At 74.3% G+C, this 22,757-nt stretch carries 18 protein-coding genes and 1 pseudogene; 15 read left to right on the top strand and 4 right to left on the bottom strand.

All coding sequences use genetic code 11. The annotated features are described in order from the left end of the window. Positions 1 to 54: 54 nt before the first annotated feature. The gene (locus IE180_RS27755; protein WP_190159694.1) at positions 55 to 1,110 is read right to left on the bottom strand and encodes an alpha/beta fold hydrolase; all 1,056 of its coding nucleotides are present in this window, start codon (positions 1,108 to 1,110) and stop codon (positions 55 to 57) included. A gap of 246 nt (positions 1,111 to 1,356) precedes the next feature. Between IE180_RS27755 and IE180_RS27750 the strand changes: the two genes are divergently transcribed. After that, a complete protein-coding gene (locus tag IE180_RS27750) occupies positions 1,357 to 1,551 on the top strand; it encodes a hypothetical protein (RefSeq protein ID WP_190159693.1) in 195 nt (64 codons plus the stop codon). A 226-nt stretch (positions 1,552 to 1,777) separates the two neighbouring features. On the opposite strand, the gene IE180_RS27745 is transcribed toward IE180_RS27750, so the two are convergent. Next, the gene (locus IE180_RS27745; protein ID WP_190159692.1) at positions 1,778 to 3,412 is read right to left on the bottom strand and encodes an ABC-F family ATP-binding cassette domain-containing protein; all 1,635 of its coding nucleotides are present in this window, start codon (positions 3,410 to 3,412) and stop codon (positions 1,778 to 1,780) included. Between the two features lie 875 nt (positions 3,413 to 4,287). Between IE180_RS27745 and IE180_RS27740 the strand changes: the two genes are divergently transcribed. The 7 genes from IE180_RS27740 to IE180_RS27710 all read left to right on the top strand — a co-directional run bounded on the left by IE180_RS27740 (position 4,288) and on the right by IE180_RS27710 (position 13,095). Beyond that, a complete protein-coding gene (locus tag IE180_RS27740) occupies positions 4,288 to 4,521 on the top strand; it encodes a hypothetical protein (RefSeq protein ID WP_190159691.1) in 234 nt (77 codons plus the stop codon). A gap of 277 nt (positions 4,522 to 4,798) precedes the next feature. Next, entirely contained in the window at positions 4,799 to 6,172 is a 1,374-nt protein-coding gene (locus tag IE180_RS27735) for a cryptochrome/photolyase family protein (RefSeq protein WP_190159690.1), read from the top strand. Between the two features lie 182 nt (positions 6,173 to 6,354). Beyond that, entirely contained in the window at positions 6,355 to 7,074 is a 720-nt protein-coding gene (locus tag IE180_RS27730; RefSeq protein ID WP_190159689.1) for a sigma-70 family RNA polymerase sigma factor, read from the top strand. Positions 7,075 to 7,513: 439 nt separating this feature from the next. After that, the gene (locus tag IE180_RS27725) at positions 7,514 to 9,028 is read left to right on the top strand and encodes an SDR family oxidoreductase (RefSeq protein ID WP_190159688.1); all 1,515 of its coding nucleotides are present in this window, start codon (positions 7,514 to 7,516) and stop codon (positions 9,026 to 9,028) included. 192 nt (positions 9,029 to 9,220) lie between these two features. Next, entirely contained in the window at positions 9,221 to 10,138 is a 918-nt protein-coding gene (locus IE180_RS27720) for an SDR family oxidoreductase (protein WP_190159687.1), read from the top strand. 93 nt (positions 10,139 to 10,231) lie between these two features. After that, positions 10,232 to 10,720, top strand: coding sequence for a MarR family winged helix-turn-helix transcriptional regulator (locus IE180_RS27715; RefSeq protein ID WP_229860961.1), 489 nt, complete (start codon positions 10,232 to 10,234; stop codon positions 10,718 to 10,720). Positions 10,721 to 10,959: 239 nt separating this feature from the next. Then, positions 10,960 to 13,095, top strand: a complete 2,136-nt coding sequence (locus IE180_RS27710) for an MMPL family transporter (RefSeq protein WP_190159686.1) — start codon at positions 10,960 to 10,962, stop codon at positions 13,093 to 13,095. On the opposite strand, the gene IE180_RS27705 is transcribed toward IE180_RS27710, so the two are convergent. Next, complete coding sequence (locus IE180_RS27705; RefSeq protein ID WP_190159685.1) at positions 13,079 to 14,425, bottom strand: D-arabinono-1,4-lactone oxidase; 1,347 nt, start codon at positions 14,423 to 14,425, stop codon at positions 13,079 to 13,081. The genes IE180_RS27710 and IE180_RS27705 overlap by 17 nt on opposite strands. Positions 14,426 to 14,742: 317 nt before the next feature. On the opposite strand from IE180_RS27705, the gene IE180_RS27700 reads away from it, so the two are divergent. The 3 genes from IE180_RS27700 (at position 14,743) to IE180_RS27690 (ending at position 17,802) form a co-directional block, all read left to right on the top strand. Continuing rightward, on the top strand, positions 14,743 to 15,996 hold the full coding sequence (locus IE180_RS27700) for an amino acid deaminase/aldolase (RefSeq protein ID WP_190159684.1): 1,254 nt from the start codon (positions 14,743 to 14,745) through the stop codon (positions 15,994 to 15,996). 73 nt (positions 15,997 to 16,069) lie between these two features. Then, positions 16,070 to 16,702, top strand: a complete 633-nt coding sequence (locus tag IE180_RS27695; RefSeq protein WP_190159683.1) for a TetR/AcrR family transcriptional regulator — start codon at positions 16,070 to 16,072, stop codon at positions 16,700 to 16,702. Positions 16,703 to 16,929: 227 nt separating this feature from the next. Then, positions 16,930 to 17,802 (top strand): SCO2400 family protein, encoded by an 873-nt coding sequence (locus IE180_RS27690; RefSeq protein ID WP_190159765.1) that lies wholly within the window; start codon positions 16,930 to 16,932, stop codon positions 17,800 to 17,802. Between the two features lie 365 nt (positions 17,803 to 18,167). Here the strand turns inward: IE180_RS27690 and IE180_RS37265 are convergent. Then, positions 18,168 to 18,353: pseudogene (locus IE180_RS37265) on the bottom strand (helix-turn-helix domain-containing protein); the annotation flags it as partial. A gap of 67 nt (positions 18,354 to 18,420) precedes the next feature. On the opposite strand from IE180_RS37265, the gene IE180_RS27680 reads away from it, so the two are divergent. The 4 genes from IE180_RS27680 (at position 18,421) to IE180_RS27660 (ending at position 22,755) form a co-directional block, all read left to right on the top strand. Further along, positions 18,421 to 19,221 carry an SDR family NAD(P)-dependent oxidoreductase gene (locus tag IE180_RS27680; RefSeq protein ID WP_190159682.1) on the top strand — a complete coding sequence of 267 codons (801 nt, stop codon included), beginning with the start codon at positions 18,421 to 18,423 and terminating at the stop codon, positions 19,219 to 19,221. Positions 19,222 to 19,622: 401 nt separating this feature from the next. Then, positions 19,623 to 20,663: an SDR family NAD(P)-dependent oxidoreductase gene (locus tag IE180_RS27670; RefSeq protein ID WP_190159681.1), complete on the top strand. Its 1,041-nt coding sequence runs from the start codon at positions 19,623 to 19,625 to the stop codon at positions 20,661 to 20,663. Positions 20,664 to 20,668: 5 nt separating this feature from the next. Further along, positions 20,669 to 21,175, top strand: coding sequence for an SRPBCC family protein (locus tag IE180_RS27665; RefSeq protein ID WP_190159680.1), 507 nt, complete (start codon positions 20,669 to 20,671; stop codon positions 21,173 to 21,175). Next, entirely contained in the window at positions 21,172 to 22,755 is a 1,584-nt protein-coding gene (locus IE180_RS27660) for a phytoene desaturase family protein (protein WP_190159679.1), read from the top strand. The genes IE180_RS27665 and IE180_RS27660 overlap by 4 nt, the downstream gene beginning before the upstream one ends. Positions 22,756 to 22,757: the final 2 nt, after the last annotated feature.

The following is a 22,757-nucleotide window of genomic DNA, read 5'->3' as shown; positions in this document are numbered from 1 at the left end:
GGGTCCGGGGCGGTCCGCGCACCGCGTCGGGCAGGGAGCCGTGGTCCGGCGTCGTCAGAAGTGGTCCACGTCCACGACGGCCTGGGCGAATGCCGTCGGTGCCTCCTGCGGCACGTTGTGGCCGACGGACAGCGCGCGGTGCTCGTACGGGCCGGTGAACTTGCCGCGGTAGGAGGAGCCGTCACCGGGCGGTGCGGTGAAGGGGTCGAGCAGGGGGTCGATGGTGAGGGAGGGGACCCCGATGGCCGGGCCCGTGGCGAGAGCGTCCTCGTAGCGGTCGTAGCGGGGCTCGCCCTCGGCGAGACCCAGCCGCCAGCGGTAGTTGTGGATGACGATCGCGGCGTGGTCCGGGTTCTCGAAGGCGGCCGCGGTGCGCTCGAAGGTGGCGTCGTCGAAGTTCCAGGTCGGGGAGACCAGGTCCCAGACGAGCCGGGTCAGGTCGTGGCGGAGGTCTTCGCGCTCCATGGCCTTCCTGCCGCGCTCGGTGGCGAAGTAGTACTGGTACCACCAGGTGCGCTCGGCGGCCGGTGGGATCGGTTCCGACTGCATGGCGCGGTTGGTGATGAGGTAGCCGCTGACCGACACCAGGGCCTTGACGCGGTCGGGCCACAGGGCCGCGAGGATGCCACCCGTCCGCGAGCCCCAGTCGAAACCGGCGATCACGGCCTTGTGGATCCTGAGGGCGTCCATGAGGGCGATGACGTCCAGCGCGATCGCCGACTGCTGGGCGTTGCGGAACGTCCGGGGGGAGAGGAAGCGCGTCGTGCCGTGGCCGCGCAGGTAGGGCACGATCACGCGGTATCCCCGGTCCGCCAGCAGGGGGGCGACGTCGACGTAGCTGTGGATGTCGTACGGCCAGCCGTGCAGGCAGACGACCGCGGGCCCGTGGGCGGGGCCCAGTTCGGCGTAGCCGATGTCCAGCAGGCCGGCCCTGACCTGCTGGAGGGCGGGGAAGGAGGCGTGCGCGCCCGAAGCGGTCGTCGGCACGCCGGGTGCTTCGCCGCCGCGGCTCGGGGCGGCGTTCGAGACGCCCTGGAGCCCGGCCAGTGAAGCGGCGGCCGTTCCCGTGCCGAGTCCCAAGAACTTGCTGAAGGTACGCCTGTCGAACATGTGAAGCCCTCCGTGTGTGACGGCCTGACGCGCCGCGTGCGCCGCGCCCTGGCGGGCGGCTGGGCACCGGTCGCCCCTCTGCCGTGAAAGTATCACCAGTCAAAGGGGTTATGTAGGGGGAGGAGAATGTGTGGGCGAAGTTACGTCACCGTCTTGACCGGTTACGAGAGAAGGGGCATATTGATGGTGTTCGGACGGTGGACGGAACGTGATCCGGATCCAGGAACGACGAAGTGGAGATCGGCCATGGGCAAGGAACTCACGGTGGACCCCGCGGCGACGGCGCGGCACGAACGGTTCGGCAGGCTCCCCGAGCGCGTCCCTCCGGAGAGCATGATCGAGGAGAAGCAGGCCGAACCGAACGCGGGGGTGACCGCGGAATACGCCCCGGAAGGCGCGTGGAACTTCTCCTCGTGCCTCGCTCTGGACCTGGGGCTGTAGCCGGTCGCGGCGCGGACCGCCCGCGCGGCGCACGCCGCTGGTTCCCGCCGGTGCGCACCACCGGTCCCTCGCCGGTGGACCGCGACGGTACTCCGCCGGCGAACCGCACCGGTCCCCCGCCGGTTCTCCGCCGGCGAACCGCGGCGGAAAGGGCGGCCTGACGGCCGCCGCGCTACGGGCGTGCCGCGGCGGCGCGGCCAGGGGCAGTGGCCGCGCCGCCTCCCGGTCACACCTCGGGGTCCCCGGTCTCCACGAGCGCACCGTCGGCCAGCCGCAGCCATCGGTCGACCCCGATCCCGGTGAGGAACCTCTCGTCGTGGCTGACCACCAGGAACGCGCCCTGATAGGAGTTGAGCGCGCTTTCCAACTGGCCCGCGCTGACCAGGTCGAGGTTGTTGGTGGGCTCGTCGAGCAGCAGCAGCTGAGGGGCCGGTTCGGCACACAGCACGCAGGCCAGGGTGGCGCGCAGCCGCTCGCCGCCCGAGAGGACCCCGACCGGCAGGTGGGCCCGGGGGCCCCGGAAGAGGAAGCGGGCGAGCAGGTTCATCCGCTCCGCCTCCGGCCGCGCGGGGGCGAACTCGGCGAAGTTCTCCGCCACCGTGCGGTCCAGGTCCAGCAGGTCGAGGCGCTGCGACAGATAGGCGATCCGGCCGTCGCCGCGCTTGATCTCCCCGCTGTCCGGGGCGAGGTCGCCGGTGATCAGACGCATCAGGGTCGTCTTCCCCGCGCCGTTGGGGCCGGTCAGCGCGATGCGCTCCGGGCCCCGGACGGTCAGGTCGACACCACCCGGTGCGAACACGTCCTCGCCGCCGAGACGCACCCGCATCCCTTCGCCCAGGAACAGGTTGCGGCCGGCGGGCACACGGGTGTCGGGCAGTTCCAGGGTGAGGCGCTGTTCCTCGCGCAGCGCGCGCCCGGCCTCGTCCAGACGGGCCTTGGCCTCGCCGACCCGGGAGGCGTGCATCTGTCCGGCCCGGCCGGCGGCCTCCTGCGCGCCCCGCTTCATGGTGCCGGCGAAGATGCGGGGCAGGCCGGCGCTCTTGAGGTTCTTGGCGGCGTTGCTCGCCCGCCGGTCGGCGCGCTCGCGGGCCTGCTGCATCTCCCGCTTCTCCCGCTTGAGTTCCTGCTCGGCGTTGCGCACGTTCTTCTCTGCGACTTCCCGCTCGGCGCGGACGGCTTCCTCGTACTCGGTGAAGTCGCCTCCGTACAGCCGCAGTTCGTCGCTGCCGAGTTCGGCGATGCGTTCCATGCGGTCGAGCAGTGCGCGGTCGTGACTGACCAGGAGCAGACAGCCGTTGAAGTCCGACAGCACGTCGTAGAGCTTGTGGCGGGCCTCCAGGTCGAGGTTGTTGGTGGGCTCGTCGAGCAGCAGGACGTCCGGGCGCTTGAGCAGCTGGGCGGCGAGGCCGAGGGAGACCACCTGGCCGCCGCTGAGCGTGCTCAGGCCGCGGTTCAGGGACAGGTGGGCCAGGCCCAGGCGGTCGAGCTGGGCACGGGTGCGTTCCTCGATGTCCCAGTCGTCGCCGATGGTGGTGAAGTGCTCCTCGGCCACGTCACCGGATTCGACGGCGTCCAGGGCGCGGATCACCCCGGCGATGCCGAGCACCTCGGCGACGGTGAGATTCCCGGTCAGGGGCAGGCTCTGCGGGAGGTGGCCGAGGGTGCCTTCGACGGACACCGTGCCGGTGGCCGGCTCGAGTTCACCCGCGATCAGCTTGAGCAGGGTGGACTTGCCGGAGCCGTTGGGGGCGACCAGGCCCGTACGGCCGGAGGGCACGCTGAAGGACAGGCCGTCGAAGACGGGGGTGTCGTCGGGCCAGGCGAAGGAGAGGTTCGAGCAGACGATGGCGGCGTCGGACATGAAAGGTCCTCGGAGGTACTGAGGGCAGAGCTTGGTCCTCTGCCCTGGGCAGACGGGGAAAGGGGTACGACGAAACGGACCACCTCAGCGGTGCGCCTGAGCACCGGCCGGTGGCCGTCAGATCCGGATCTCACCCGGAGATGTCGTCTTCACCCGCCACGTCTGCGACTCCTCGATACACGGTCTACGTCCACCACAGCTTAACAGCGCGGCGGTCGGAGGGGGCCGGTGAAACGGGGGCGGGCCGGGGGAGGGTGGAGGCGAGGGCGGCTCCTGACCGTGCCGGGGCCCGCCGCTCGCGAATGCCTCGGCGGCGGGGCCGGGCCGCCGCGCCGGGCGCCGTACCCCCCTGTCGCACGGGCACGTTCTGCGTGACCGGCGTGACCGGCGTGACCGGCGTGACCGGCGTGACCGGCGTGACCGGCGTGACCGGCGTGACCGGCGTGACCGGCGTGACCGGCGTGGCGGTGACGTTCGGCGCGTGGGAGCGCGCATCGGCACGTCCTCCCGTGCCGTGCGCTCGGCCCAGGAGCACGCGCCCACCGATGACTCGCTCACCGATGACTCGCTCACCGATGGCTCGCTCACCGGCGCGCCCCTCGTGACCCGCCCTCGTTCAGGTCCCCCTGCGCCTCGGTCGGCCGAGGCGGCCGGGAGGTCCCACGTGGCACACGGGTGACGGACGCCGGGCCGCAGGGGGTGAGGCCGATCTCAACGGGCCGTTGGAAAGCATCGTTTCTGCAGGCCTGCGACCCAGAGATCCGCTGTCCGGCATTGGAGTGAGACGTGGTGTCTCGTCGGTCCCCGCGGGCGTTTGACCGCGCGACGGGCACTTCTGCCACGTCACTCGGAACTCGTACTCATGAGGAGTAGCCATGCGTTCTCTGGCCGCGTCTGTCCTGGCCGTGGGGATCCTGCTCGGCGGCGCCGGTGCCGCGCTCGCCCACGACGGCTCCGGAATCGGAAGGTTCTCCGAGGGCGGCTCCGGCTTCGCCTCGCACTGCGCGGTGGCCGGCGTCCCCTCCGTGTACGGCACGATCTTCACGGCTTCGTGCTCGGAGAAGGGCTGGGACGGGGGCACGGAGTTCGACTACCTCGGCAACCACTGACCTGCGGCCACGCCCGGCAACAGGCACCACTGAGCAAGACCCACGCGTCCCGTGACCCGCACGGGACGCGGCGACGGGCCCCTCTCGCACGCGAGAGCGGGCCCGTTCGCTCTTCGCCCGAAGGGCACGGCCCCTCGGGCGTCCTCCGGCTCCGTCGGGGGACCGCGGCCGAGTGCATCCGCAGCCCGGGGCCCGGGGGAACCGCGGATACAGAAGTGCGAAAACCAGTACGCCGGTGCGGCGCGCTCGCGATCGGCGGCCGAACAGGGAGGGCGCGATGACCGTCTCCGTCGTTCTGTACACCTCTGACCTCAGGGTCCACGACCATCCGCCCCTCAGGGCCGCGGTCGAAGGGGCGCAGGAAGTGGTTCCGCTGTTCGTCCGTGACCCGGCCGTGGACCGTGCGGGATTCGCGGTCCCCAACCGGCTGGCCTTCCTCGCCGACTGCCTCGCGGACCTGGACCGGGGACTGCGGGACCGCGGCGGTCGTCTCGTGGTGCGGGAGGGCGACACGGTGTCCGAGGTGCGGGCCCTGGTGCGGCAGACGGACGCCGACGAGGTGCACATGGCCGCCGGCGTGACGGCGTTCGCCCGGGCACGGGAGGCGCGACTGCGCGAGGCGCTGGAGGAGGACGGCTGCCGGCTGTACGTGCACGACGGCGTCGTCACCGTCGTTCCACCCGGCGACGTCCTTCCCCACGGAAGGGACCACTTCGCCGTGTTCACGCCCTACTGCAAGCGCTGGATCGCCGAACCGCTGCGGGCGCCGCTGCCCGCCCCCGGAGCGCTGCGCGTCCCCTCGGGGGTGCGGTCCGAGCGCGTCCCCCGGCGTTCCGCGGTCGCCGGCGTGTCGCCGGGCCTCGCCGTGGGAGGGGAGAGCGAGGGGCGCAAGCTGCTCGGCTCATGGCTGGCGGATCAGGTCGACACGTACGAGGAGCACCACGACGACCTGGCGGGTGACGCCACGTCCCGCCTCTCGCCCCACCTCCACTTCGGCGCCGTCTCCGCGACCGAGGCGGTGCACAGGGCGCGGAGGAGGGGCGGCGCGGGGGCCGACGCCTTCGTGCGGCAGGTGTGCTGGCGAGACTTCCACCACCAGGTCCTGGCCGCCCGGCCCGAAGCGGCGCACACGGACTACCGCCCCCGTCAGGATCGTTGGAGGCGGGGGGCCGAGGCCGAAGAAGACCTCGCCGCCTGGCGGGAGGGACGGACCGGCTATCCCGTCGTCGACGCCGCCATGCGGCAACTCGCCCACGAGGGGTGGATGCACAACCGCGGCCGGCTGATCACCGCCTCCTTCCTGGCGAAGACGCTCTACATCGACTGGAGGGAGGGGGCGCGCCACTTCCTCTCCCTGCTGGTGGACGGGGACGTCGCGAACAACCAGCTCAACTGGCAGTGGGTGGCGGGCACGGGCACGGACAGCAGGCCCCAGCGCGTCCTCAACCCGGTCCGGCAGGCCAGACGGTACGACCCCGACGGCGGGTACGTCCGCCGCTGGGTTCCGGAGCTCGCCGCCCTCGACGGACCGGCCGTCCACGAACCCTGGCGGCTCACCGGGTCCGATCGGGCGTCCTTCGACTACCCGGACCCGGTGGTCGAGCTCTCCGAGGGCCTGACGCGCTTCCTGCGGGCCCGGGGCGCGGCCTGATCGGCCCCTGCGCCCCGTACCGGGCGCGCGCGGCATCGATTTCGCTGCGGAAACGACGCGAGTTGTACGGCGGGGCGCGTCGGCCGGAACGTGGGGGCGTACGGGACCGACGGGGTCCCGACGCCGCTCGCCGCGGCACGCCCCGGCGGAAACCCGTGCCGCCACCCGTGGGAGGAAGCGCCATGACCGCACACCGGATCACCAGCGACCTCGACGGTGCCGCGGACCCGCACCCCGGCCACACGCCGCTCGAAGACGGCGACGACCGCATCGCCCACGGCCTGGTACGCGGCGACGAGCGCTGCCTGGCCGCTGCGTACCGGCGCTGGGGCCGCCTGGTCCACGCTCTGGCGGCACGGGCGCTGGGGGACCCCCGCGAGGCCGAGGACGTCACCCAGCAGGTGTTCGTCGCCGCGTGGCGCGGGCGGACCGGCTTCCGCCCCGAGCGCGGCACCCTGCCGGCCTGGCTCACCGGCATCACCCGCCGGAAGGTCGCCGACGCGCTGACCGCCCGCACCCGTCGCGCCGAACTCGCGGCGACCCTCGGCGCCGCGCTGGAGCACGAGGCCCGGGCGGCCGAGCGGTCCGACCGGGTCCTCGACCGGATGGTCGTCACCGAGGAACTGGCCAGGCTGCCGCGCGTCCAGCGCGACGTCCTGGAACTCGCCTACTTCGCCGATCTGACCCAGACGCAGATCGCCGACCGCACCGGCATGCCCCTGGGCACGGTCAAGAGCCACGCGCGGCGCGGCCTCCAGCGCATGCGCCACAGCCTCGCGGTCGCCGCGGTCGACGGCCGACCGGTCCGGTCCGGTCGCCCGGCGGGGCGCGCCGTCCCGGGAGCGGGCGTGCCCGCCGGGCCACCCGCGCCGCCTCGGCGGGCGGGACGCCCGACGCCGTGAGCCGGCACGTCTCCTCGGGCATCGCGACGTCCGAAGGGCTCCACCGCCGGTGCCGTCCGTCCGCACGCACGGCAGGGCCGTCGCCGTACCGCCGGCCCCAGGACCGCACCGCGGTGGGGGAGGCGCCCGGACGACGTGCCACGGCGCCCGCCGCGACCCCGTGGATCGCACCGGACCTGACGTCCGCCTTGCGACGCGCAAACGATGCGAAAGGGAGGCCCGGCGACGCACGGGGTCTCAGGAGCGTCCCGCCCCGACGGCCTCCGCAAGGCACGCGCCGCACCGTCCCCCGGAAGGCACGCACCTCGACGTCCCCGGAAGGCGCGCCCTCCGGAGGCGAACCGAGGGGCGGGGCGGTCCCGCATCCGGGTGCCCCCAAGGCGACGAAGAAGCGGTACAAGGCGTGTACGCCACGGCCATCGGTGAAACGGATCAGCGCATGGACACTCCCACCCCGTCCGAGGGCGCCCGCTGCCTGGTCACCGGTGCGAGCGGCTACATCGGGGGCCGCCTCGTGCCGGAGCTGCTCGACAGCGGCCACTCCGTGCGCTGTCTCGCCCGGCACCCGGACAAGCTCCGCGACTTCCCCTGGACCGACCGCGTGGAGACCGCGCGCGGCGACGTCACCGACGCCGAGAGCCTCCGCGCGGCCCTCGCCGGCGTCGACGTCGCCTACTACCTCGTCCACTCCATGAGCTCGACGGCGGACTTCGAGGACACCGACCGGCTCGCCGCCCGCACCTTCGCCGCCGAAGCCCGCTCCGCCGGGGTGCGGCGCATCGTCTACCTGGGCGGACTGGCCCCGCGCGGAGTGCCGGAGGAGGAGCTCTCGCCCCACCTGCGCTCCCGCACCGAGGTGGGCCGCGTCCTCCTCGACTCGGGCGTCCCCACCACCGTCCTGCGGGCCGCCGTCGTCATCGGCTCCGGATCGGCCTCCTTCGAGATGCTCCGGTACCTGACCGAGCGACTGCCGGTCATGGTCACGCCCAGCTGGGTCGACAGCCGGGTCCAGCCCATCGCGGTCCGCGACGTGCTGCGGTACCTGGTGGGGAGCGCCGGCATGCCCCCGGACGTCAACCGGACCTTCGACATCGGCGGCCCCGACGTGCTCACGTACCGGGAGATGATGGAGCGGTACGCGGAGGTCGCCGGGCTCCGCAAGCGCCTGATCGTCCCCGTGCCGGTCCTCACGCCCCGGCTGTCCAGCCATTGGATCGGCCTCGTCACCCCCGTCCCCGCCTCCCTGGCCCGGCCCCTCACCGAATCGCTCCGGCACGAGGTGGTCCGCACCGAGAACGACATCGTCCGGTACGTCCCGGACGGCCCCGGAGTGCCCCTCCCCTTCGAGGAGTCCCTCCGGCTGGCCCTCCGCCGCGTGCGCGAAGCCCGGGTCACCACCCGCTGGTCCTCCGCCTCGCCGCCCGGGGCGGCGAGCGACCCGCTGCCGACCGACCCGGACTGGGCGGGCGGCAGCCTCTACACGGACGAACGGTCGCGCACCGTCGACTCGAGCCCGGAGTCGCTGTGGCGGGTCATCGAGGGGGTGGGAGGGGAGAACGGCTGGTACTCCTTCCCGCTCGCCTGGGCCGTCCGGGGATGGGCGGACCGGCTCGTCGGGGGAGTGGGGCTGCGCCGGGGGCGCCGGGACGCGGCGCGTCTCCGGGTCGGTGACGCGCTGGACTTCTGGCGCGTCGAGGAGATCGACCGCGGACGTTTGCTGCGCCTCCGGGCGGAGATGCGCCTGCCGGGGCTCGCGTGGCTGGAGATGGCCGTCGACCGGGACGAGCAGGGCCGGACGTCGTACCGGCAGAGGGCGCTCTTCCACCCCCGGGGCCTCGCGGGGCAGGCGTACTGGTGGAGCGTGGCCCCCTTTCACGCCGTGGTCTTCGGCGGCATGGCCAGGAACATCGCCCGGACCGCCGAGACGGAGAGCAGGCGGCGGGACACACCGTGAACGACGGGTGGCCTCCGGCGCCGGAGGAGGGCGCCCCCGCGCATCCGGTCCACCGCCCCGGAGGGAAGCACCTGGAGGACGACGAACACCGCGGGCCGGACGCACCCGTCGCCCGCTCTTCCCAGGGGCACCGGCCGATCACCACCCTCGACGGGTCGGGCGCTCCGCGTCCGGCCCCCCACGGAGGCCGCCATGAACCATTCACGGGAGCTGCGGGGACGTACCGCGGTCGTCACGGGAGCCGCCCGCGGGCTGGGCGCCGGCCTGGCCCACCGGTTCGCCGAACGGGGGATGCGCGTGGCCCTGCTCGGCCGCGAGACCGCCACGCTGGAGTCGGTCGCCAGGACCCTTCCCGTGGAGAGCCACGTCGTCGAGGTGGACGTCACCGACGACGCCGCCATGCGCCGGGCCTCGGACGACGTGGCCCGGCACCTCGGAGCCCCGTCGGTGGTCGTCGCCAACGCCGGCGTGGCCGAAGGCGGCCCGTTCGAGAGCTCCGACCCGGAGACCTGGCGCCGTGTCGTCGAGGTGAACCTCATCGGCAGCGCGATCACCGCGCGCTCCTTCCTCCCCGGACTGCGCGCCACGCGCGGTTACTTCCTCCAGGTCGCCTCGACGGCGGCCTTCGGCGCGGCGCCCATGATGAGCGCCTACTGCGCCTCCAAGGCCGGAGCCGAGGCCTTCGCGCGCTCCCTCCGCGCCGAAGTGGCCCACACGGGCGTCGCCGTGGGCGTGGCCTACCTGCACTGGACCGACACCGACATGATCCGCGACGCCGACCGCCACGCGGTCCTCCGGGAGCTGCGGGGGCACATGCCCGCCCCGGCGCGCCGGGTGTACCCGGTGGACCGGGTCTCGGCCTGGCTCGCCCGCGGGGTCGACCGCCGCTCTCCTTCCGTCTACGCGCCGCCGTGGCTCAGGCTCGCCCAGGCCGCACGCCCGTTCTTCCCCCTCGCCGTCGACCTGCTGTCACGTCGGGAACTGCCGCGCCTCATGAGCGAATCCACGTTCGACCAGACCGGTCTGCTCGGCCCCGGCGGTCGCATCGAGGCGGCGTCGCTCGACCGCTCCGCCACCGGCTCGGCCGGCGACGTGCCGGATCGGGCCTGAGGCTCCGGGGCCCACCGGCCCGCACCCGCCGCGGACGGCCGGCCCGGGGCGGCTGATTCCGTGTTCCCTCCGACCTCCGCATAGGCTGGCCGCGTGGACGACGGGCATGTGGGGGAGAGCGTGACGGACGACGGGAGCGGGGCCGATCCGCAGAAGTTCGCGGTCGCCCTGCGCCGGACCATCGGTGAGATGAACCGTCTAGTCCACGGCTTCGCCTCCACCGAGAACCTGCACCCCACCGACGTCCACGCGCTCTCGTTCGTGCTCGACAACCCCGACACGGCCACCCCCGGCCTGCTGAGGGAGCACCTCGGCCTGACCTCCGGCGCGGTGACCGCCTGCCTCGACCGGCTCGAGAAGGCCGGCCACATCCGGCGCAGCAGGGCCGACGACGACCGGCGCGTGGTGCGCATCCACTACGTCCAGGGAGCCCGGGCGGCGGCGCGGGCCCACTTCCTGCCGCTCGCGCAGGCGGCGGAGCGCGCCCGCGGCCGCTTCACGCAGGACGAACTCGCGGTCGTCCTGCGCTATCTGGACGCGCTGAACGAGGAGCTCGGCGAGCTGCGCGCTCCCCGCGGCTGACCCCGCCCGGCACGGTTCACCCGGTCGGCTCCGCAGCTGTGCCGCCATACCGGTGAGACCGGGGCGGCGGACGCGGGTTTCCCGGAGTCGCATCCAAGTCGGACCGGTGTGCGGAAGACATGGTGGTCGACCGGGGCGCGGTGCCCGCACCTCCCCCGACGCTGTCCGAAACGGTCCGTGCTTCAATATCTCTCGATCATTGAGATAATCAACTGTCGAGATACTCTCGGGGAGTCCTCATGTCCGCATTCCCGCGGTGGGCGAGCAGATTGCTGCCGCTGCTGGTTCTCGTCGTCTGGCTCGCCGTCGGGGGAGGACTCGGCCCCTATGCCGGCAAGCTCGGCGAAGTGTCGACCAACGACCAGGCCGCCTTCCTGCCCCGCACCGCGGAGTCCACCCTGGTCCTGCGGCAGCAGGAGGCGTTCCGCCAGGAGAAGACCCTGCCGGCCCTGGTCGTCTGGACGGCGGAGGGCGGGGGACGCCTCGCCCCGTCGGCCCGGGCGGCCGCCACGAAGGCCCTGGCGACGCTCGACGGCACGGAAGGAGTGGTCGGCGCGCCCTCCCCGGCGTTCCCGTCCGAGGACGGCCGGGCCCTGCGGGGCATCGTCCAGCTCCGCCCCGACCTCGGTGACGAGCTGCCCGCCGTACTGGAGAAGGTCGACGCGGCGGCGTCCGCCGTGCCGGGGACCGAGACGTGGCTGGCCGGCCCCGCCGCCACGCAGGCGGATCTCGGCGACGCCTTCGCCGGCATCGACGGCCTCCTCCTCGTCGTCGCCCTGGTGACCGTCCTGGTGATCCTGCTCCTGGTCTACCGGAGCGTCCTGCTGCCGCTGCTGATCATCGTCGGTGCCGTCTTCGCCCTCGGTCTGGCCTGCGCCGTCGTCTACGTCCTGGCCGACCGGGGCATCGTGCGGGTCGACGGCCAGGTGCAGGGCATCCTGTCCATCCTCGTCATCGGCGCCGCGACGGACTACGCCCTCCTGCTGGCCGCCCGCTACCGGGAAGAACTCGGCGCCCGCGACGGGGACAGGGTGCCGGCCATGCGCGCCGCCCTGAAGCAGTCCCTCGGTCCGATCGCGGCCAGCGCCGCCACGGTCGCGCTCGGTCTGCTCGCCCTGCTGCTCAGCGACCTCACCAACAACCGGGCGCTCGGCCCCGTCGGCGCCATCGGCATCGCCTGTGCCCTCCTCAGCGCGGTGACGTTCCTCCCCGCCGCCCTGGTCCTCCTCGGGCGGGCCGCGTACTGGCCGGCCCGTCCCAAGGCGGTCACCGGGGACGACGCGCACCCCGTCTGGCGCAAGGTCGCGGCCCTCGTCGACCGGGCCCCGCGCAAGGTCTGGGCCACCACCCTCACCGCCCTGCTCGTCTGCGCCGCCTTCTCTCCCGCGCTCGACTCGAAGGGCGTCCCGCTCGACGAGATCTTCGTCAAGGACGCCCCGTCCGTCGCCGCCCAGGAGCGCCTGAGCGCGCACTTCCCCGGCGGCGCCGGCAACCCCACCGTCGTCATCGCCGCCGACACGGCCGCCGAGGAGGTGCGCACCGCCGCCCGGGCCGTCGACGGGGTCGACTCCGCCGTCCTCCTCGCCGCCCCCGGCACCACGCGGCCGCTCGTCGCGGACGGGCGCGTCCGGATCGACGTCACCCTCGCGGACGCAGCGGACTCCGACGCCGCCAAGGACACCGTCGGGCGCCTTCGCGCCGCCCTGCACGCCGTGCCGGGAGGCGAGGCGCTCGTGGGCGGCTACACCGCCCAGCGGTACGACACCCAGGTCACCGCCGAACGGGACAGGGCGCTCATCGTCCCCGTCGTGCTGGCGATCATCCTGGTGATCCTCGTCGGCCTGCTGCGCTCCCTGCTGCTGCCCGTCCTGCTGGTGGCGACGGTCGGGCTCAACTTCCTGGCCACGCTGGGAGTCTCCGCGCTCGTGTTCGAGCACGTCTTCGGGTTCACCGGGACCGACCCGGCCGTCCCCCTGTACGGATTCGTCTTCCTGGTCGCCCTCGGTGTCGACTACAACATCTTCCTCATGTCGCGGGTGCGCGAGGAGACGCTGCTCCACGGCACGCGGGAGGGCGTGCGCCGCGGCCTGGTCGCCACGGGCGGGGTCATCACCTCGGCCGGTGTCGTCCTCGCCGCCACGTTCGCCGCGCTGGGCGTCATCCCGCTGGCGTTCCTGGTCCAGATCGCCTTCATCGTGGCCTTCGGCGTCCTGCTCGACACCCTCGTGGTCCGGTCGCTCCTGGTTCCGGCCCTGACCCGGGACATCGGCCCCGCGGTCTGGTGGCCGAGCTCGCTCCGGCACCACGATCCGGAGGGCGGCGACCGCGGAGGGAACCGGCCCGGCGCGGAGCCGGCGGTCAAGCAGGGCGCCTGACGCGCTCCTGGGCGGGTACGGCCCCGGGGGCGAGTCCCAGGACACGGTCGAGGTAGGGGTTGGCGAAGACGCCGGCCGGGTCGAGGGCGTCGCGCAGGGCGACGAAGTCGTCGAAGCGTTCGTAGCGGGGGCGGAGGGCATCGGCGCCGAGGTTGTGCATCTTGCCCCAGTGCGGGCGGCCGCCGTAGGAGCCGAGGATGGACTCGCACGCCTCGAAGTAACGGCGGTACGGCATCCGGTGGTACTGGTGGAAGGCGACGTAACAGCTCTCCCGCCCCTGCGAGGTGGAGAGCCAGACGTCGTCGGCGGCCGAGAACCGCACCTCCAGCGGAAAGGACACCCGTTCCCCGGTGGCGTCGATCCACCGCTTGATCTCCCGGAGCGCGTCGACGGCGTGCTCGCGGGGGATGGCGAACTCGCCCTCGTGGAAGCGGACGTCGCGCGGCGAGGCGAAGACCCTGGGGGACAGGTCCGTCCACTCGCGCGCGGACATCGCCCGCGCCGCGAACCGGGCGATCGGCGGCACCAGGGCCGGGACCGCCGTGCCGAGCCGGCACAGGCCCTCGAATCCGAGACCGCTGACCGTCTCGTCGACACGGCGGGACAGGGCGCCGATCGGCTTCAGCGGCGTGTCCGCCGGCAGCCGGCGGAAGCGCCGGGTCAGCGCGGTCCCGCTGTGCGGGAACCAGAAGAACTCGAAGTGGTCGTTGTCCTCCGTGAGTTCCTCGACGCGGTCCAGGACCTCGGCGACCGGCATCGCGGTGTCCCGGGCGTGCAGGGCGAACTGGTCGACGCACTGGAGCGTGACCTCGGTGACCACGCCGAGCGCCCCGATGCCGACCCGCGCGGCCCGGAACAGCTCGGGCCGCTCGTCGGCGGAGCAACGGACGACCGAGCCGTCGGCCAGGACCAGTTGCAGCGCCCTGACCTGGGTGGCGATGCCGCCGAAGCGCAGCCCCGAACCGTGCGTACCGGTCGAGAGGGCACCGGAGACGGTCTGCCGGTCGATGTCGCCCATGATCTCCAGGGCCAGTCCGTGGGAGGCGAGCAGCGGGCCGAGCCGCCACAGCGGCATTCCGGCCCCCACCGTGACCAGCCCGCTCTCCCCGTCCACGGAGTTCAGGCCGGCCAGGCGGTCCAGCCGCAACTGGACGCCGGGCGCCACGGCGACGCCGCTGAACGAGTGCCCGGAGCCGACCGCCTTGACCCTCAGCCCCTCCCGTGCCGCCTCCGCGACGGAGGCGGCCACCTCCTCCGTACGCGTCGGCCGCAGGACGCGAACGGGATAGGCCCGCTCGCTGCCGGACCAGTTGCGCCACACCTCGGTCATGCGGGAAGTCCTCTCGACGGAAACGACGATCGATGGGGTTGATCGGGTCGCTGGGGGGGCTACGGGACCGGTGAGGTCGACAGGCCGGCGGGACGGCGGACCGGCGGACCGACGGGCTGGCGGGACGGGGGCGACAGCGCTCGTCGGTGCGCTCGACGGCACACGACCGGCGATCGCGGCCCCCGGAAGCCTGAACTCGGTCGACCGTCCAAGTCAAGACTTCAGGACGCTTGACCTGGACGGTCGACCAAGACAAGGTGGGCGCCACCCGAGCCGGTTTCGGTCCTGGTCCCGGTCCCGAGAAAGGCCCGCACCCCATGGGACGTCCCACCCCCGTCACGGAAACCACGCCCACCACGGACCGGAGCGCGCCCCCGGCACCGCGGCCCGCGAGCTTCCCCGAGCTGCAACGCGCCACCGCCGGCCTCCAGCCGCCGTTCGCCGTCGCCGACCTCGGGGCCCTGCGCGCCAACGCCGCCCAGATGGCGCGCAGGGCCGGAGGCAAACCGATCCGCCTGGCCAGCAAATCGCTGCGCTGCCGGCGCCTGATCGGTGACGTCCTGCGCCTGCCCGGCTTCTCCGGCGTCCTGGCCTTCACCCTCCCCGAGGCCGTATGGCTCGCGGCGGACCACGAGGACGTCCTGGTCGGCTACCCGACGACGGACGCCCCCGCCCTGCGGCGCCTGGCGGGCGACCCGCGGCTCGCGGAGCGTGTCACCCTCATGGTCGACTCCGTGGAGCACCTGGACCTCATCGCCTCCGCCGTCGGTCCGGACGGCCCGCCCCTGCGCGTCTGTCTCGACCTCGACGCCTCTCTCCGCCTGGCCGGCGGACGCGTTCACCTCGGGATGCGCCGCTCACCCCTGCACTCGCCCGAGCAGACCCGCGCCCTCGCCCTCGCCGTGCTCGCCCGGCCGCGGTTCCGGCTCGTCGGCGTCATGGCGTACGAGGGGCAGATCGCCGGCGTCGGCGACGACCGGCCCGGCCCCGCCCCGGCCCGCGCGGCCGTCCGGCTCATGCAGCGCGTCTCCACCCGTGAACTGCGAGAGCGCCGCGCCGCCGCCGTCGGGGCCGTACGGGCCCTGGCGCCCCTGGAGTTCGTCAACGGCGGCGGAACGGGCAGCCTGGAGACCACCTCCGCCGAACCGGCCGTGACCGAACTCGGAGCCGGGTCCGGCCTCTACGCCCCCGGGCTCTTCGACCACTACCGGCGCTTCCGGCCGTCGCCCGCCGCCCACTTCGTGCTGCCCGTCGTCCGCAGGCCCGGCAACCGCCACGCGACCGTCCTCGGCGGCGGCTGGACCGCCTCCGGACCCGCGGGCCCGGACCGGCTGCCCCTGCCGGTCCGGCCGGCGGGGCTGCGACTGCTGCCCCGCGAGGGCGCGGGCGAGGTCCAGACCCCCCTCACCGGCCGGGCGGCCGACACCCTGCGCCTGGGCGACCGCGTGTGGTTCCGGCACGCCAAAGCGGGTGAACTGTGCGAACGGGTGAACGAGTTGCACCTGGTGGAGGGCGATCGGATCGTCGACGTCGTCCCGACCTACCGGGGCGAGGGCCACGCCTTCCTGTGACCGTCGGCATGCGCGCACGCCGCCCGGACCCACTGCCCGGCCCACCGCCCAGAGCCGCTCCCAGGGAGACCGCATGGCCCGCCACTCGGCCGACGAGCGCCGCGAACAACTCGTCGAGGCCGCGATCCGCGTGATGGTCCGTGAGGGCGTCGCCAAGGCCACCACCCGGGCCGTCGTCGCCGAGGCGGGCGTCCCCCTCGGGGCGTTCCACTACTGCTTCCGCTCCAAGCAGGAGCTGCTGCACGGCGTGATCGAACGGATCATGCTCCGGGCGCTCGACCTCCCCCGCGCGCCGGCCGCCGCCGGAGCCTCCCCGCACGACCTCATCCGCGCCGCCCTGCACGGCTACTGGGACCGCGTGCGCGAACGCCCCGACGAACACCAGCTCACCTACGAACTCACCCAGTACGCACTGCGGGAGCCGGGGCTCGCGGACGTGGCCCGCCGCCAGTACCAGCACTACCTGCAGGTCAACATCGACCACCTCCGGTCCGTCGCCCGCCTCGCGGGCATCCGCTGGACCACGGAGGTCCCCGTCCTCGCCCGCCACGGCCTCGACCTCCTCGACGGCATCACCCTCCACTGGCTGATCGACCGCGACGACGCCCAGGCGCTCGCGGCCCTCGACCTGTACGCCGCGCACCTGGCGACGCTTGCCGTCCCCCTCACCGACGAGTCCTCCGACTCCGTGCCCCTATCCCTCTGATCGGGTGGGGCGCCGCCTCCCTCGTCGCCGCCCCGGTCCGACCGGGTCCGCCACTGCGTCGGAACTTGTGCGAATGCCGGGGGATCCTGCACAGGAGCATCACACAGGCTGCGCACGGTCTTTCGAAAGCCTGGTTAGCGTTGCAGACCGCTCGAATCCGTTTGCAAACGTGACCAGGTCATAGGCCCCCGGGCCGACGGCAGGCACGTCGACCCCGAAAGACGGAGATGGACTACTGCTCGTCGTGCCGCCGACACCTCAACGGCGCCCTGGTGTGCCCCGGATGCGGCGCCTACGCCCCGGACATCGCTCCGACCACCACCACCGGCGGTCACATCGTCCCCGCCCCGGTGGCCACGGCGGGGAAGGGGGCCGCGCAGGGCACCCCTTCCCCGGGGACAGGGCACGGCGGCCGGCTTCTCGACGAGATGCCCGTCGGCGCCGTCCTGCGAGGAACCTCGGGGAGCGACGCACCGGCGGAGCTCGTGGACGCGTCGACGTCGTCGGAGGGACGCGCGGCACGACGCCGCCAGCGTGCCCGCTGGAGGAAGAACCAGCGCCGGGCCGTGGTGGCGACCGCCGTCGCCCTCGTCGGCGGCGGGCTGGCCATGGGAGGGACGGACCGGCAGTCCGGCGACCGGGCCCAGGCGGCCACGGCGCCACAGGACCCGGGAGCGGACGCCGTCGAGGAGCAGCAGACGCCTCCTCCTGTCCGCCCCGGTGCCCGGCGCGCCTCGGCGGCCCCCTCCACGCCGCCGGTCGAGTCGTCCGTACCCCACCGGCCGCGTCGGCAGTACGCGACGGCCTCCCTCCGCACGACGCCGTCGGCCGCCCGGACGCACGGCGCCGCCCCTCTCCCCAGGACGGAGCCGCCGGCCCCGAAGCCGCAGAGCACCTCACCGGCCTCTCCGGCCCCGACCCCGCCCCCCACCCGTACGGGCACCGGAACGGCGGACACGTCGGCGCAGCCCCCCGCCACCACGGATGCCACCGGCTCCCCGAACCAGGAGCCGACCACCCGGCCGGACACGACGCCGGCCTCGACCTCTCCGTCGGAGATATGCGTGCTCGTGCTGTGCCTGCCCGTCTCCGCGTCCTGACCCACGGAGCGCCGGCGCCTGCCCGTGACCTCTTGGGCACTCCGCACGCGGGAGCGCGAGACCGGCCCCGGCGGGGGGCCGGGACAGGCCGGGTCGTCGGGTGCCGCCGACCGTCGTCGGCGGGCGAGGGGGAGTACACCGCCTCCACGGCCGCGACGAGCGGGGCGAGCCCCGGCAGGCCGTGCCGGAGGGACGACGGAGTCCGACAACATCTGCCGGTGCGCCCTGGACACCCTGTCCGACCCCGCCGACGCCGACCAGGACGGCGCACTGGACCGCCCCCGGTCCACGACGGGGTGCGAGGCGCGCGGGCGGGTGACGGCCAGGACGCGGGCGGCCGCGTCGGCCAGCGCGCGGCCACCGGCGGTCGGGGTGACGCCGCCGCCCGGGCGGCGCGAGAGCAGCTCCGTCCCCACCTGCTGCTCCAGCCGGGCGATGTGCGGGGACACCGCCGAAGGCACGTAGCCCAGCGCGGCCGCCGCGGTGCTCATCGACCCGTGCCGCATCACCTCGAGCAGGGTCCGCGGCAACCGGGGACCGATGCCGTTCATGATGCGCGAAAACTCGCTTTCCCGATGGTCGCTTCCCATGATGCCCGGGCGAGGAGAGGCTGTGCCCATGGACATGAACGCGAAGCAGGACGCGGGGGCACCGGTCGCCGTGGTGACCGGGGTGGCCCAGGGCATCGGCCGACGGGTGGCCGAAGTGCTGGCGGGCGAGGGGTACGCCCTGGTGCTGGCCGACCTGAAGGAACCGGTGGAGACCCTGGCGGCGGTACGGGACGCCGGCGCGGAGGCGTACGCGGTGGTCGGCGACGTGGCCTCGGAGGCCCACGTGGCCGAGCTCGCCGAGCAGGTGCGCGCACGCTTCGGCCGGGTCGACGTACTCGTGAACAACGCGGGCGTCTCGCTGCTCACCCCGGCCGAGGACACCACCGCCGAACAGTGGCGGCGCGTCCTGGAGGTCAACCTCACCGGCCCCTTCCTGCTGTCCCGGGCGCTGGGGAAGGCGATGCTGGACGCGGGTGGCGGCTCGATCGTCAACGTCGCCTCGATCGCGGGGCTGCACGGCGTCGCGGACCGGGCCGCGTACAACGCGAGCAAGCACGGCCTGATCGGCCTGACCCGGACCCTGGCCGCGGAGTGGGGCGGGCGCGGGATCCGCGTCAACGCCGTGTGCCCCGGCTGGGTCAAGACCGAGATGGACGCCGAGGACCAGGCCTCCGGCGGCTACACCGACGCCGACATCGTCGAGCGGGTGCCCATGGGGCGGTTCGCCGCACCCGGGGACATCGCCCAGGCCGTCGCCTTCCTCGCCGACCCCGCCCGCAGCGGTTTCGTCAACGGCGTCGCGATGCCGGTGGACGGGGGCTGGACCGCGGACGCGAGCTGGAACTCGCTCCGCCTGCGGAAGCGCTGAGGCGCACACGGGACGCGGGCGGCCCCCGCGCACCCGGTCCAAGCACGCGACGGAACCGCACACTCGCCGGCCGGCGCGGGGGGTGCGCCGGGGAGTCCACCCCGATGACGTCGCCCTCTGCCTCGGACCCGACCGGTTCCCCTTCGCCATGGCGGCGTCCCCGGAGGACGCGCCCGTGGCCCTGAGGCGCTGCGGCGGCGCGAGCACGGGGCGTCGTGGCGGGCGTCGATGGTGCGACCTCGGCGCCGGCTCCGCCCGGCCCCGAGGAACCCGCCAGGACCACGGGAGGGTGTCCGCTCGGTCGCGGACGGTGAGCAGGCCGCCGCACGCGGCGACCCCGGATCCGGGAGCCTCATCCGGAAGCGCCGCATGAATCGGCCCACGTCGGTGACAAGCACACCGTGAACCGACAAGCACGGGAGCCGGGCCCCGGGACCGTCGTCGTGGTCACGGGCGCGTCGAGCGGCATCGGGCGGGCGGTGGCGGCGGCGTTCGCCGTGCGCGGCGCCCGGCTCGTCCTGACCGCCCGCAGCGCCGACGTCCTCGGACAGGTGGCCGCCCGGTGCGCGGGGGCGCACCCCCGGGCCGAGGCCGTGGCCGTCACCGCAGACGTCACGGACTTCGCCGCGACGGAGCACGTCGCACGGACCGCGGTGGACCGGTTCGGCCGGATCGACATCTGGGTGAACGCCGCCGGTGTGGGCGTCCTGGGACGCCTGGACCGGCTGCCGCCGGCCGATGTGCGCCGCGTGTGGGAGACCAACGTGCTGGGGGCCTTCCACGGCGCCCGTGTCGCCCTGCCGGTGATGCGCCGGCAGGGCGACGGGATCCTGATCGACGTGTCCTCGGTGCTCGGCGGCGCCGTGGTGGCGCCGTACATGGGCGCGTACGCCGCGTCCAAGGCCGCGCTGGTGACGCTCGACGAGACGCTGCGACAGGAGCTGCGGCTCAGCGGCGACACCGGCGTCGCGGTGTGCACGGTCCTGCCCACGGGCGTCGACACGCCGTTCTTCCGGCACGCGGCCAACCACACGGGGCGCCGTCTCCGCTCCCTGCCCGCCGTCGCCACCCCGCAGCGGGTCGCCCGGGCCGTGGTGCGCACCGCGGCCCGGCCGCGCCGGCGCGTCCACGTCGGACCCGGCGCCCGGCTCCTGCCCTGGGCGCACGCCCTCGCGCCCGAGACCGTACGGAGCCTGCTCCGGCGGCGTACCGAACGCGTCTACCTGGACGCGCCCGGCACGGACCCCGTCACACGGGGCGTCCTGTACGAGCCGTCGGCCGAGACCGCGTCGGTCACCGGAGGGCGGCACGCGGGAGCCCGTACGGCCGTGCGGCGCATCGCCGGATGCACGGCCGCGCTGGCTTCGGCGGCCGCCGTCCGATCAGTGGCACGGCACCTGCCGTCCAGGGGACTCCCGTCCCCGCATCACCGGAGGAGTTGAGGAATGTGGCGCAGTGGAACCGGGTTCTCGATGCGACGCCCGAGGAGGTCTGGGAGGTGCTCAGCGACGGGCAGCGGTACGCGCGCTGGGTGGTCGGCGCCCACGATTCGTGGGAGCGGGACGACCACTGGCCCGCCGTGGACGCCGAACTCGGATACGCCCTGAAGCTGGGTCCGTGGACGTACCGCGGGCGGACGATCTCGCGACGGTGCGAGCCGATCCGCCGGCTCGAACTGGAGGCGGTCACGCATCTCGGTTCCGCCCGGATCTCCTTCCTCGTCGAGCCCTGGGGCAGCCGGACCCTGGTCCTCGTCGACGAGCATCCGCTCAGGGGACCCGCGGCCCGCTGGCACAACTCGGGAGCCGACCTGGTCCTGCGCTGGCGGCACCGGCACCTGCTGGCCCGGATGGAGAAGGCCGTCTTCTCCGCACGGGCCCGCTCGCGCGCCGGCGCCTCCGACGACGCCCGCCCCTCCCCGGGCTCCGGGGACGGCGCCCGGGACCGGTCATGACGGCGCCGGACGCGGTGGTCATCGGCGCCGGCCCCAACGGGCTGGTGGCGGCCAACCTCCTCGCGGACGCCGGCTGGCACGTCGTCGTCCTGGAGGCGCGGGAGGTGCCCGGCGGCGCGGTACGGAGCGACCGGGGCGTCCACCCCGACTACGTCCACGACCTGTTCAGCGCCTTCTACCCGCTCGCGGCGGCCTCTCCCGTCGTACGGGGCCTCGGACTCGACCGCCACGGTCTGCGCTGGCGCCACGCGCCGCACGTCGTGGCCCACCCCCTGCCCGACGGCGGGGGAGCCCTCCTCAGCCGCGACCTCGACCGCACGGCCGCCTCGCTGGACGCGTTCGCGCCGGGCGACGGCGCCGCCTGGGAAAGCCTCCACCGCTGGTGGAGCGAGTACCGCGACGATCTCGTCGGCGCCCTGTTCACCCCCTTCCCACCGGTCCGGAACGGCCTCGGGCTCGTGGCCGGGCACGCGCCGCGGGACGTCCTCCGGCTCCTGAGGACCATGCTGCTGCCCGCCCGCCGCTTCGGCGAGGAACACTTCGCGGGCGAGGGCGGACGGCTGCTCGTCACGGGGAACGCCCTGCACGCCGACCTCGGTCCGGAGTCCGCCCTCGGCGGCGGCTTCGGATGGCTGATGTGCATGCTCGGCCAGGACGAGGGGTTCCCGGTGCCGGCGGGCGGCGCGGCCGGCCTCACCGACGCCCTCGTGTCCCGCCTGTACGCGCGGGGCGGTGAGGTGCGCTGCGGCCGTACGGCCACGGAGGTGTCGGTACGGGAGGGCCGCGCGGTCGGCGTGCGCACGGCGGACGGGGCGTGGTTCCCCGCACGACGGGCGGTCCTCGCCGACGTCCCCGCGCCCGTCCTGTACGGGCGGCTCGTGGACGAGCGGCACCTGCCCGCGCCGGTCCGCGCCGATCTGCGCCGGTTCCAGTGGGACTTCGCGACGTTCAAGGTGGACTGGGCGCTGTCCCGCCCGATCCCGTGGAGCTTCGCCGGAGCCCGGGAGGCCGGGACCGTCCACGTCGCCGACGGGGTCGACGCGCTCACCCGCTTCGCCGCCCAGCTGGCCACGGGACGGCTGCCGGACGTCCCCTTCACCGTCCTCGGACAGATGACCACGGCGGATCCGGACCGCTCCCCGGCGGGTACCGAGTCGGCGTGGGGCTACACGCACGTGCCGCAGTCCGTCCGGGCGGACGCGGGCGAGGACGGCCTGGAGGGCCGCTGGGACGAGCGGGAGAAGGAGGCGTTCGCCGCACGGGTCGAAGCGGGTGTGGAGCGTCTGGCGCCGGGCTTCCGGGACACGATCGTGGCCCGTCGCGTCCTGGCGCCCCCGGACCTGGAGCTCCTGAATCCCGCGCTCGTCGGCGGCGCCGTCAATCAGGGCACCACCGCGCTCCATCAGCAGCTCGTCCTGCGCCCGTTCCCCGGCAGCGGCCGTCCCGGGACACCGGTCCGCGGCCTGTACCTCGCCTCCGCCAGCGCCCACCCCGGCGGGGGCGTCCACGGCGCCCCCGGCGCCAACGCGGCCCGCGCGGCCCTCGGCACGCTCCGCTCCTTCCGGTCGCGACACCGCTGAGA

Source organism: Streptomyces litmocidini (genome assembly GCF_014649755.1).
GTDB lineage: Bacteria > Actinomycetota > Actinomycetes > Streptomycetales > Streptomycetaceae > Streptomyces > Streptomyces litmocidini.
Note: the sequence above shows the minus strand (reverse complement) of the source record. Positions and strands in the feature narration are given on the sequence as shown.

Bases quoted from the DNA above. Each gene is read 5' to 3' on its own strand.
- IE180_RS27755 (WP_190159694.1), bottom strand. From the start codon at position 1,110: ATGTTCGACAGGCGTACCTTCAGCAAGTTCTTGGGACTCGGCACGGGA.
- IE180_RS27750 (WP_190159693.1), top strand. From the start codon at position 1,357: ATGGGCAAGGAACTCACGGTGGACCCCGCGGCGACGGCGCGGCACGAA.
- IE180_RS27745 (WP_190159692.1), bottom strand. From the start codon at position 3,412: ATGTCCGACGCCGCCATCGTCTGCTCGAACCTCTCCTTCGCCTGGCCC.
- IE180_RS27740 (WP_190159691.1), top strand. From the start codon at position 4,288: ATGCGTTCTCTGGCCGCGTCTGTCCTGGCCGTGGGGATCCTGCTCGGC.
- IE180_RS27735 (WP_190159690.1), top strand. From the start codon at position 4,799: ATGACCGTCTCCGTCGTTCTGTACACCTCTGACCTCAGGGTCCACGAC.
- IE180_RS27730 (WP_190159689.1), top strand. From the start codon at position 6,355: ATGACCGCACACCGGATCACCAGCGACCTCGACGGTGCCGCGGACCCG.
- IE180_RS27725 (WP_190159688.1), top strand. From the start codon at position 7,514: ATGGACACTCCCACCCCGTCCGAGGGCGCCCGCTGCCTGGTCACCGGT.
- IE180_RS27720 (WP_190159687.1), top strand. From the start codon at position 9,221: ATGAACCATTCACGGGAGCTGCGGGGACGTACCGCGGTCGTCACGGGA.
- IE180_RS27710 (WP_190159686.1), top strand. From the start codon at position 10,960: ATGTCCGCATTCCCGCGGTGGGCGAGCAGATTGCTGCCGCTGCTGGTT.
- IE180_RS27705 (WP_190159685.1), bottom strand. From the start codon at position 14,425: ATGACCGAGGTGTGGCGCAACTGGTCCGGCAGCGAGCGGGCCTATCCC.
- IE180_RS27700 (WP_190159684.1), top strand. From the start codon at position 14,743: ATGGGACGTCCCACCCCCGTCACGGAAACCACGCCCACCACGGACCGG.
- IE180_RS27695 (WP_190159683.1), top strand. From the start codon at position 16,070: ATGGCCCGCCACTCGGCCGACGAGCGCCGCGAACAACTCGTCGAGGCC.
- IE180_RS27690 (WP_190159765.1), top strand. From the start codon at position 16,930: ATGGACTACTGCTCGTCGTGCCGCCGACACCTCAACGGCGCCCTGGTG.
- IE180_RS27680 (WP_190159682.1), top strand. From the start codon at position 18,421: ATGGACATGAACGCGAAGCAGGACGCGGGGGCACCGGTCGCCGTGGTG.
- IE180_RS27660 (WP_190159679.1), top strand. From the start codon at position 21,172: ATGACGGCGCCGGACGCGGTGGTCATCGGCGCCGGCCCCAACGGGCTG.